This is a genomic window from Bifidobacterium sp. W8110 (assembly GCF_016101375.1).
In the GTDB taxonomy this organism is placed as follows: Bacteria; Actinomycetota; Actinomycetes; order Actinomycetales; family Bifidobacteriaceae; genus Bombiscardovia; species Bombiscardovia asteroides.
The window spans coordinates 75,370-86,221 of the sequence record NZ_JACFQO010000001.1 but is presented as its reverse complement, the minus strand read 5'-3'; the positions used below and the strand labels follow the sequence as shown (position 1 = coordinate 86,221).

Annotated in this window: 8 protein-coding genes; 4 read left to right on the top strand and 4 right to left on the bottom strand. The window is 55.5% G+C overall.

Annotated features, from left to right (window positions below):
- Positions 1-214: 214 nt before the first annotated feature.
- On the bottom strand, positions 215-601 hold the full coding sequence (locus H3T88_RS00345) for a hypothetical protein (protein ID WP_146210942.1): 387 nt from the start codon (positions 599-601) through the stop codon (positions 215-217).
- Positions 602-712: 111 nt separating this feature from the next.
- Between H3T88_RS00345 and H3T88_RS00340 the strand changes: the two genes are divergently transcribed.
- From H3T88_RS00340 to H3T88_RS00325, 4 genes are all read left to right on the top strand, one after another.
- Entirely contained in the window at positions 713-1,378 is a 666-nt protein-coding gene (locus H3T88_RS00340; RefSeq protein ID WP_229281577.1) for an ABC transporter ATP-binding protein, read from the top strand.
- Complete coding sequence (locus H3T88_RS00335; RefSeq protein WP_024627010.1) at positions 1,375-2,805, top strand: ABC transporter permease; 1,431 nt, start codon at positions 1,375-1,377, stop codon at positions 2,803-2,805. The genes H3T88_RS00340 and H3T88_RS00335 overlap by 4 nt, the downstream gene beginning before the upstream one ends.
- A gap of 433 nt (positions 2,806-3,238) precedes the next feature.
- Positions 3,239-3,532, top strand: coding sequence for an ABC transporter transmembrane domain-containing protein (locus H3T88_RS00330; RefSeq protein ID WP_045924970.1), 294 nt, complete (start codon positions 3,239-3,241; stop codon positions 3,530-3,532).
- A 397-nt stretch (positions 3,533-3,929) separates the two neighbouring features.
- On the top strand, positions 3,930-4,226 hold the full coding sequence (locus tag H3T88_RS00325; RefSeq protein WP_146210563.1) for an ATP-binding cassette domain-containing protein: 297 nt from the start codon (positions 3,930-3,932) through the stop codon (positions 4,224-4,226).
- Positions 4,227-5,172: 946 nt separating this feature from the next.
- On the opposite strand, the gene H3T88_RS00320 is transcribed toward H3T88_RS00325, so the two are convergent.
- The 3 genes from H3T88_RS00320 to H3T88_RS00310 all read right to left on the bottom strand — a co-directional run bounded on the left by H3T88_RS00320 (position 5,173) and on the right by H3T88_RS00310 (position 10,683).
- On the bottom strand, positions 5,173-6,498 hold the full coding sequence (locus H3T88_RS00320; RefSeq protein ID WP_198203181.1) for an MFS transporter: 1,326 nt from the start codon (positions 6,496-6,498) through the stop codon (positions 5,173-5,175).
- A 184-nt stretch (positions 6,499-6,682) separates the two neighbouring features.
- Complete coding sequence (locus H3T88_RS00315; RefSeq protein WP_198203180.1) at positions 6,683-9,352, bottom strand: alpha-L-rhamnosidase; 2,670 nt, start codon at positions 9,350-9,352, stop codon at positions 6,683-6,685.
- Positions 9,353-9,384: 32 nt separating this feature from the next.
- Positions 9,385-10,683: an MFS transporter gene (locus H3T88_RS00310; protein ID WP_198203179.1), complete on the bottom strand. Its 1,299-nt coding sequence runs from the start codon at positions 10,681-10,683 to the stop codon at positions 9,385-9,387.
- Positions 10,684-10,852: the final 169 nt, after the last annotated feature.

The following is a 10,852-nucleotide window of genomic DNA, read 5'->3' as shown; positions in this document are numbered from 1 at the left end:
TGCTTCAGTATGCATTCTCAGGCCTGTCTCATGACAGAGACGGTATCTTTGCTGCACTTAACTTGGCAGCGCCCTAGTTGCCGAATCCCCCCCCCCAAAAAAAATACTAGATCTTCATTAGAAAAGCTTTAATCAATTTGGGCTCATCTGGCATAAAAACCCTTATCTGCCCTGAGAATCCTATTTAAGACCCTCTTGTGATTATTCGACAGGCTCAGCTGGCGTTATCTGAGCAGTAAATAGTCTTATAGGCCAACCATGGTAGTTCTTGCCAGCCGTCTGCCCTAACGATCCTTTCAGTGGAGACACCATTGGAAATAGCACTAAACACGAGAAAGAGAGGAGAGAGACGGACAAAATGCACAACATTATCGATCTGCAGAATAGTAATATCGCCATGAATGATGAAGCCGCTCATCATAGCGGCGTCAGCATATTTGCATGCCACGGCGGTGGGCATGATAATATCTGGAGTTGATGGACCTGCAGCTAATCCACAAAAATATGCCACTGCGATGACGCATTCATCAAAATGGCATGGGCTGTCATTTTTGCCCTGATGACGGCAGGGACAACAGTCATGTAAGTCTATGGGCGCCATCCTTGTATGGCATCCATAGCAATATTCTGATGAAGATTTATAAGTCGCGAGAACGGCGATGATGGGAGAACGGTGATGAGTGGTGCTTCAGTGAGTTCAAATGGATTGACAATGACGGTGACTCCGAGGAAGGATGATTCGATCACCATCCTCGACCATGTCGACTTCCATGCTGAGCCCGGAAGAATCACGGGGATTGTCGGCCCCTCAGGCAGCGGAAAGTCCACCTTGCTGTACTGCCTTTCGGGGTTGGAACGTGCGACATCCGGAAGCATCTCCCTTCTAGGGCATGACATCACACATATGCGAGCGTCCGCGCTCACTCGGTTTCGGCGTCGACATCTGGGATTCGTGTTTCAATCCTACAACCTGATCACGAGCATGACGGTGGAGGAGAACCTCGCGCTGCCATTCACCCTGCGCGGCCGTCGACTCCCCAAGCAAAAAGCGGATGAGATGTTGCGGTACTTCGGATTGGCAAACGAGAAAAAAAGGAGCGTGACGATGCTCTCAGGCGGAGAGCAGCAACGTGTCGCGCTTGCACGAGTGCTGCTCTCCGATGCAGATATCATTTTCGCCGACGAGCCGACTGGAGCCTTGGATCAGGAATCTGGCGCCAAGGTCATGCAGGTGTTCAAAAGCCTGGCTATGGATGCGGGCAGGACCGTAGTAATAGTGACCCACAGTGGAGAGGTAGCCGGACAGTGCGACCAGATCGTTGAGGTCCGTGATGGCCACGTGCTGAACGCTGATACGGAGAGCGGGGCCCGCATATGAGGGGCGCACTCTCTGATCTGAAAGCAGCCCCGGCCGTATGGGCCGGCGTATGGCTGTCACTAATCGTTTCCCAGACCGCTGTGTGCACTATCGTCGCCGCGCGCAGGGCTATTGATGCCGCTTACCACGGACCGGATGCCGGGTTAGGCGCCAACCTTTCCGGCCCAGCAATGCTGTTCAGCGTGGTCATAGCCGTGTTCGTGATGCTGTGGGTCGTGACCGCCGCTCTGAACCAGCGCAGGCACCAACTAGCATTGCTGGTCCTTCAAGGCGCCACGCCCTGGCAGCTGCTCTTCGGGAATCTGGCTATCATCATCGTCCTATTCATCTTGGCAGCAGTAGCGTCATCCCTCCTGACGCCGCTGGCAGCACCATATCTGTTCGACCTCCTGGCCAGAGCATTCGAGCTGAAACTGACGTATCAAGCAACCCAGCTGCTGGCATCCATCGGCACTGGGTTGGCCATTGCCGGAGTCGCCGTCCTTGCAGGCACAGTGCTGACCGTGCGCACACTATCCAAGATCAGGCCGATAGAGGCGCTTCGGCAGTCACAAAACCCGCCGAGACAAGTGAACGCATTCCGTGTTCTGCTAGGCGCATCGTTGCTCGTGGGAGCGATATGCGCGCTCATCATCCCGGGGACAGCTACACGCAAGATAGACTCTGGCGAGCTCGCCACGCACATTTCCGGCAGGAATCCCATAGAGTCCAGAGTGACAGGATTCATTGGGTTCTCCATGGGAGGCATGTTCCTCCTGATCTTCGCATTGGCTGTTCTGGCTCCCTATGTCATGCACTGGTTCACCAAAGGATGGACGCATCTTCTCCCCCTGCCATTCAGCACCTGGAAACTCGCTAGGCAGCAGGCCGTTGGGAGGATCCAACGACAGAACGCGACCATCATTCCCATGACGGCCGGCTTGTCGTTGCTCATGACTTTCTCTGGTGTGTTGCATACGCTGACCGACAGCCTCAAGAATTTCGCCAGTAACGGCCATTCCATGAACGTGAACCCACACATGCTGACGAACCTGATGGCCATGCTCGGCCCTGCGCTCATCATCGCTTTGGTGGGCGCAATCTCCGGACTGATGATCACCGCACGAGGGCGACGCCTGGATCTGGCGCTGACATACGTATCCGGTGCCAGTACCGGACAGTTGCGCATTTTGGGAGCCCTCGATGGTCTCATTTCGATGGTCACCTCGGTGCTGCTCGCCTTCGTCATCACACTGCTCAGCACCTGCGGCACCGCCTTCATGCTGCAACGATATCTGGGAAGCGCAAAGATAAGCGTTCAATGGGGATATTGGGCGGTCATCGCACTCCTCGCTATTGTCGTAGGCGCCCTCGTCACAGGCGTGCAGGCGCTGTGCGCGCGTTCCGAGGATTCTGTGAGGGTCATATCACGTGCAGTCGGTGAGTAACCACCCCCAACAAAGGACGAAAATGTCGCCACACAAGCGGAATAGTAATGAGAAAACCGCATCTTTGATAGACGTGCCCCGCCTTTTGAAATCCATAAGGGTGTTTTATTCACGGTTAGTCTGCTAAGTATAGCGAGCGCCCTCTTAAATCTGGCTCAGCCACAGCTTGTCAATGTCATTCTTGGACGCGTGCAGCATAACATGCGATCCGCAGTGCCCCTCTAATAGCGTTGGCAGGAGTGTTTCTGTCCGGCGCAGCAATCACTTCTTTTGACGCTTACCTGCTGTTGAACGATATGAGACGGTCTCTAGTAATGCATATTCTGCATTTGCCGTTCAAAGATCTGGACCAGTCGCATACAGGCAACGTAATTTCTATTATTTCATCTGATACAAATGAACTGAAGCGATTGCTGACCGATAATTGCCAGAAGTGTTTGGCACTTTACTGGTGTTCATAGGCGCGTGTGTGGGAATGGTCATAATCAGTCCCGTCATGTTCGTTATCTCTCTTTCGACCTGTCTTGTTACTGTCGGTTTACTGGTAGTCTTATCCGGAAAATTACGAGACTGCTCCAGAGGGGCTCAAACGGCCATAGGAGATATGACGTCTGCAGCCACTGATGCTTTGATGAGTTTGAAAAGGATCAGGGCCTTCAACGCCACGGAGCGTGAGACCAATAAAATCGGCGAGAAGCCAGGCAAGCGTGCACATCCGGTCGTCTAATTTCAAAGAAGCAGTCACTGATATGGCCATCAGGAATGGCCTTAATGCAGTTGTGCCTGATGGTTGTATCGGGAATCGGCGCTTTCCAAGTGGCCAAAGGAGTGATGACTGTTCAGCAACTGGTAACTTCTCTATGTACCTAGAAATGATGCCCACGCCTATGGCGACACTTTCTTCGACATATAGCAGACTGTTCAGAGCGTTGGGCGCGAACTCCAGCATTCAAGCGATAATGAGAATGCCGACCGAAGATGCGACATCAGCATGAGCAGTATCCAGTAGGGTCCAAAGGAAGGTCACCAACTCCGATCAGATTGACATCGATCTTGACCATGCTGATATTCCGTATGATGACGCACGGAACAATCGTGGCGGGCTCCAATTGAATGAAGCGGGCGTGCATATGAAAGGCGGTGTCGTCTACGCGATAGTCGGACCATCCGAAGCGGGCAAATCAACCATGCTGGCCCTTATAAGGGTATTCTATAAGCCAAATCATGGCCATGTTCTCTTTAATGGTATTGATCTTTCAACTCTCAGCTCCTCTTATGTACGTTCTCTGATCGGCTATATAGAACACGATGCCCCCATATATTCCGGTTCTTCCAGAACGAATCTGGCGATGAACAAGAACGGCGTATCCGATGAAGGCTGCTGGAATGCCTTAAATAAGGTGAACCTCACGCCAAAGTGAGAGACACCTTCGATGGATTGGATACCCCAGCAGGCAACGCGGTGTATTGCTGAGTAGCGGTGAACGCTATCGCTTGGCCCTGGCAAGGCTGTTGTCCATAAGGCGGCCGATCATGCTGCTTGACGAAACAACATACCATTTAGACGCTAAAAACGAGGAGCTCGTCGCACAAGTCATTCATGCCAATTCCCCGGAGCAGACAATAGTCATGGCGGCACAGAGAATACAATCAATCGCTTCGTCAAATAGAATCATGGTTTTGGCCAATAGAACTATCAATGGTTTCCTTTGGAAAATATTGTCTGCCAATTCTACTCTCCTATATGTATTGCTGTTAATAAACTTGATACCAATGTGAATAATTTGGCTATATATAAATATGCGCGGAAAATACGATCCACCGGCAGCAAGGTTCTCACCTCAACAAAGGAACAGACGATTCAAACTATCGTCTTGCCCTCTAAAGATATCTTTAATGACATTTATTGGCTGCTTGGTTTCCAGCATGATATGCAGTCATTACTAGACTGACCACGGGATATCTAGCAGTAAAGTTTAGCTGGGAGTACAGCACGTGAACCTTACACAGGGCACGCAGGAATAAATCTTGGAATTGCTCATTGTCAAGACATGACCCTCGCTGTTCCGCACAGTCAATCAGCTATCTGTTTTTTGATGACTATATGATCACGACGATGTTGATCGCCTACGGGCTTAAGGAGCCGGACCGGGCATCAGACCGCTGGTTAATAGCCTAAACGAGACGGAGTAGTCAACGCTTCGAGGGCCTGTTGAAAGAAATCAGAGGCGGCCAAACCAAAACGCTGCGTGGATGTTTACCAAGTTGAACCAAGAATATACATAAATCAGGCTATGCTCGTCAAGTTCTTTGCTTCAGGGCGTATCAGCCGACTTTCCATGCCGATACGCCCGAAGACAGACGACCCTACTTGACCGAGCGGATCAGCATGATGACCGCCGCGCCGATCAGCACCATGACGATGGCCACGGGGAAGATGAACACATACCCGGCACGGATCACCAGGACCGAGACCAGTACTGGGGCGATGACCTGTCCTAGGGTATTGGCCAGGTTCAGGATGCCCAGATCCTTGCCAGCTTCGTTCTTGTTCGGCAGCACATCAACATTCAGGGCCTGGTCCACCGAGGTATAGATGCCATTGCCCAAGCCAGCGATGCCCGCGTAGCACATCATGCCCGCTGCCGTCGGGAACACCCACGGAAGTGCAATGCCCAGGGCCAGGATGCAGGAGCTGACCGCCACGATGGCCTTGCGACGGCGAAGCTTGTCCGATATGGGACCAGAGATTATCGAAGCAAAGAAAGTGACCACCATCGAAATGACGGACATCGTAGAAATTGTACTGGCCGACTCCGCCACTGAAAGCCCGCAATACTTTTGCAGAATGTAAAGCTGATAAGTAGCGACCATCGACGAACCTATCATCATAAAGAGCCTGCCACCGAGAGCCAGGTAGAAGTCACGACTCCCCTTGGTCGGCGGAGTGAAGGAGACCCGCAGCCGGTGCCAAAGCCCTTGCTTCTGGTTACCCTTTCCATTACGCGCAGCCGTTGCTGCGGCACTTTCAACAGCGGAATGCTCACGCGGCCAAATGATGACGGTGAGAATGCCGGTGACCGCAAACAGGCAGATACCGAGGACGAAGCCCACCTGCATGTGACCAATGAATCGGGCTCCTATCAGGGTGCCTAGGGACTGCCCTACGATGCTGCCGCCTCCATAGAAGGCAGAGAAAGTACCGCGAGTGGACTCGGGTATCCGGTCCGAGAGCACCGCAACAGCCGGAGCAATCATCATGTTGACGCCCACCTGCACCAGGCACCAGCCGGCCACGATGGTAGGAATAGTCACTGCCTGTGCCGTGTAGAGATAGCCCAGCGCAGTGACAATTCCGCCGGCCACAACCCAGGGTGTGCGCTTGCCCAGCCGCGAGTGCGACATATCCGACAGGGCTCCGAATATCACATTGGACACCAAAGCGAATACGCATCCGACTGAATTCATCGTGCCCAGTATGGCCTCGGGAACGCCGATACCAAGATCCGTGAACCGCTGTGGCAGGAGGACCTGGGAGCCGGAGGTGCCGGCGGTCATCCACAGTACTGAAAACAGGCAGAAGCCTACGCCGAAGCGGATTTTCTCTGCTCGTGTCAGGGGACGACCCGTATCCGGCGCCAATGCATCCGACGACGATGTCGCATTCTGAACCTGCTCAACCGTATCAACCATTTCACATACTCCAATCCTTTACAGGGGAGCACCATGCTCCATCCGAGCTTCTTTGCTCTTCCGCAGACGTACAGCTGTGTTGTTGCTCCGCTTCTACGAGGATCAGCCACGACAGAATGCGTCATGCATAGCTTTCTGGGCCGACCAGGTCCAAACAGTCAGGACCTGGTCGGCCCAGCAGCAGTCAGCGTTCAACCACCAGATCGTAGGTTCCTGCAAGGTAATCCTTGCTGGATCGCTTGCCAGGGGCTGCAGGGGAACCAATCAGCACCCGCGCCACGGAACCGGCAGGGACGACCAGACGAAGCCTGACCCGGCCATCTTCTTCGAGCCGCCAGGACGATTCAGCCATGCCATGTGGCGTCAGATGGCGTGTCGAGGCTTTCGTCAACCCGCCACCGATTCGAGGATCGACCTCGAAAAGGCTCCACCCTGGTTCGAGAGCTCTTAAACCGCCGATTCGCTCGTGCATCCACTCGGCCACAGACCCCAGGGCATAGTGGTTGAAGGAGGTCATGCCGCCCGGGTTGATGGACCCGTCGGGCTGCATGGAATCCCAGCGCTCCCAAGTGGTCGTCGCTCCCATCTTCACTTGGTAGAGCCAGGAGGGGCACTCGGTCGACAGCAGCAGGGAGTATGCCTCGGCATCATGCCCGGTCTCGCTCAAAGCTGGCAGGACGAATGGGGTGCCGGCGAAACCAGTGGAGACCTTGCCGCCTGATTCGCGCACCAGTTCCGCCAGCCGTTGGCCGGCAGCCTGCTTGAGTCCAGGCTCGGCATCGAACAACCCGAAAGCAATCGAAATCGCATAGGCGCACTGAGTATCGGAGGTCATGCGCATGTCTGGACCATCGCCGGCCACAAACCGGTTCCGATAGCCGGCGACCATCCGCTCATGCAAGGAGCGGTAGTCGGCTGCCTCTGTCTGCTTCCCAAGAGCCTGGGCAATGCGGGAGGCAAAGTCAACCGAACGGGCGAAGTAGGCAGTGGCCACCAGCTCCTTCTGTGTCATAGCCTGAGCAGGATCATCCGGCGGAGCGGTGGGATCCAGCCAGTCTCCAAGCTGACCCAGCACATAGTCAGGCCGACGATCCCAGACTCCGTCCGGCGATAGGTAAGCGCGCACTTCGTCTATCCATCCCCGCACCAGATCCCAGGATTCATCCAGAATATGCCGATCACCGCTCTCCATATAGAGAGTCCAAGGGACCGCTACGGCCGCATCTCCCCAGATAGCAATGGCTGACGGCTTGGCCCAGACGCCCAGCGGTACAAAGGGTACGAAGAACGGTATGGTTCCATGAGCCTCCTGCTCAATGCGCACATCCTTCAACCAAGAGGAGAGGAAAGCCTGCACATCGTACAGGTAAGCGGCCGTCGGCGCGAAAAGATCGATGTCTCCGGTCCAGCCCATGCGCTCGTCCCGCTGAGGACAATCCGTGGGAATGGAGAGGAAATTGGAACGCATAGACCAAAGGACGTTGTCGTGGAGCTTGTTCAGAAGTGGATTGGAGCTATCGAACCAGCCGGTCCGCTCCATGGTGGAGTGGTAGACCCGGCAGTCGATATCCTCGGCGGTCAGTTCTCCGGGCCAGCCCTCAATGCTGGCATAGCGGAAGGCATGCATGGCGAAGCGTGGCTCCCACCAAGCATCCTGACCATTCGAGATGTATTGATCGTGCTCTTGACCTCGGCGCAAGGTCCGTGTAGCCAGGGTACCGTCCTTCTCCAGCACCTCGGCATGGCGAATGGAGATCTGAGCCCCTTCTGCCAACCCATGCACGTGGAGGCGCATCCGTTGACTGCAGTTCTGACCGAAGTCGATCAGCCAGGAGGAGGAGGACTTCCCCGAGCCTCCGGTACGGGTAATGGACACCGGCTGGTTCCGCCCTTGCATGCGTACGGCCTGGAGCTGTGGATTCTCAATCTTCGCCGGATCATAGGAAACCTCAGCCACTGGCCGCCATGCCGAGTCGTCGAAACCCGGACTTGACCAGCCCGGTTCCTCCAGCCTGGCATCGTAGGTCTCCCCCTCATACAGGTCCGAGCACACGATCGGCCCCAGAGTAGTTTTCCAGGTGCGGTCCCAGGAGTTGGAGTAGATGTGAGTGATCGAGCCGTCCTCGCCCTCCACCTCCAGCTGGGCGAACACTCCTATCCTGTCGCCATAGAAGTTAGCCATGCCGCCGTCGAACCCCAATCGGCCACGATACCAGCCGTCGCCCAGCCAGAAGCCCATGGCATTAGCACCCTGCGACAACTGCTCTGTCACATCGTAGGTCCAGCACTCCAGACGGCGGCCATAAACAGTCCAGCCAGGCGTAAGCTCGTCTGATCCGACCCGAGCGCCGTTGATTTCAGCCTGTACCAGGCCCAGAGCAGACAGATAAAGCCTGGCGGACCTAGGCGCTGCAGGCAGCTCGAACCCCGCACGCACCAAGGGCAGATGACGATGGTCCGTTTCGGCCTCTGGCCAGGAGGGACCGACGAAGTCGGCGATGCGGTCCGTCACATCCAACCCGACATCAAAGTGGCGCTCCGGCGATGGCGCTCCAAGAGGCGCTCCGTCGGCATTGAGCATGGCAAGAACCACAAGCGCCCGTTCCCGCGAACGCAGGGGCTCAAAAGGCCAATCCAGAAACATATTGTCGCCTGCGTCGACTTCGGCTTCCTGCTGTACAGGGTCACTGCCCGGCATCCTCCTGGTTAGGTTGATCGCTACCTTTGTCCCCTGCGGCGGCTGTTCCGAGTATGTCCAGGAAAGCCTAGGCTTGTGGCTGCCGATTCCCAGTACGTCACCGTGGTAATGCTCCACCTCAGGGGCACTGATGGCGATTGTCTGATCCGTATTCATATAACTTGACCTCCTTGTCTTGTATCTGTGCATTACCGCTGGGACCGTTCCCTGCGTTCCTCATCGGTGCCATACCGTGCCTGGAGCCTGATCATGATGGTTCCGGCGATGGCCTCGATGATCACCACCCCCGCGAAGCCCCACATGGTGGTTCGAATGGCAGAAGGCACGACCAGGGCAGGTGTAACCAGGGCGAACAGGCCGCAGCACAGACGGGAGAAGCCGTTGATGAAACCCTGGATGGAGGCACGTATCTCGATGGGGAAGGATTCCTGAGTCCAGACCTTGTAGAGGGCTTCACCGGCCAGAGGGCTGCCCAGATTCATGAAGGCGGTGGCGCCGACGATGACCCACAGGTTGGTGCCGCCAAGGGAAAGAGCGACCATGGCGATGAAGGTGATGATGATGCCTGCTACGAAGGCCTTGTTGCGGTATTTACCCCCGGCGATCGAAGCGAAGACGATGTTGAGGATCAGAGTCACGAAGTTGAGGATGATGCCCATACCGGTGGCCAGGGTCTGGGAAGCATGGGCATTGACCAGCATGAAAGTCTGGAACTGACCCCAGGTGTTGGCCAGCAGATTCCACCCCACATAGAAGATCAGGATTGCAGCAAAGAAACTCAGATACATCTTCTTGTCCGCGCCCATCATCACCTTGATCACCGAAACCTTTGCCCCGGTCTCAGCACCGGGCTCGGCTGCGTCGCGGCGATCAGCAGCCTCATGGAAGGCACGGAAGGTGGGCGAGCATGTGCGCCAGAGCCAGGCGATCACTGCAAAAACAGCCAGAATGACGAAAACCACACGGCCTCCTGCAGCCCCCTGCATCCTGGAAACCAGGAAAGCGCAGATGAAGGAGATGAACACGCCAACCTGCCAGTAGACCTGGGTGGTGGATACCAGGCGAGCCGCCAGCGAATCATTGGGAGCATCATGAGAGACGACGGTCATCGACACCGGCAGATCCGCGCCTGAGGCCACGCCTGCAATGACCACTCCGACCAGAAGCATGGCATAGGAGCCGGAGAATACGACGATGGCGGCCCCCACCGCATAGAGCAGATTGATCCAGTTGAAAAAGCGGACCCTGCCCACAGCGTCAGCGATGCGACCTCCGAAGAGGGACCCGAAGGCGATGGCGAAGGTCAAGGCACCCGACAGGACCCCCACCTGTCCATTGCTCAGCCCGAAACCCTGCTGCCAGACTGTGATGGTCGATGAGAGGCCCACAATGATGCCTGATCCGAGCATGGACCCGATGCCGGCGGCAACAGCCAGGGAGCCGTAGCCTCCCAGCCCCTTGTCCACCGCAGAAGTGCTGTCTGCCATATTTTTCTCCTCTGTCATTGAGGCGAGCGCCGGGCGCGACCTTGCATATCGAAGCCCAGCACTGGTCATTTTTTATTTTTCATTCCATATATAAGGCGAGAGACTGCCTTGTCATGGATTAATACTAACTCGCTTTTTGAAAATTTCAATCCTTGCCTCCAAACAAAGC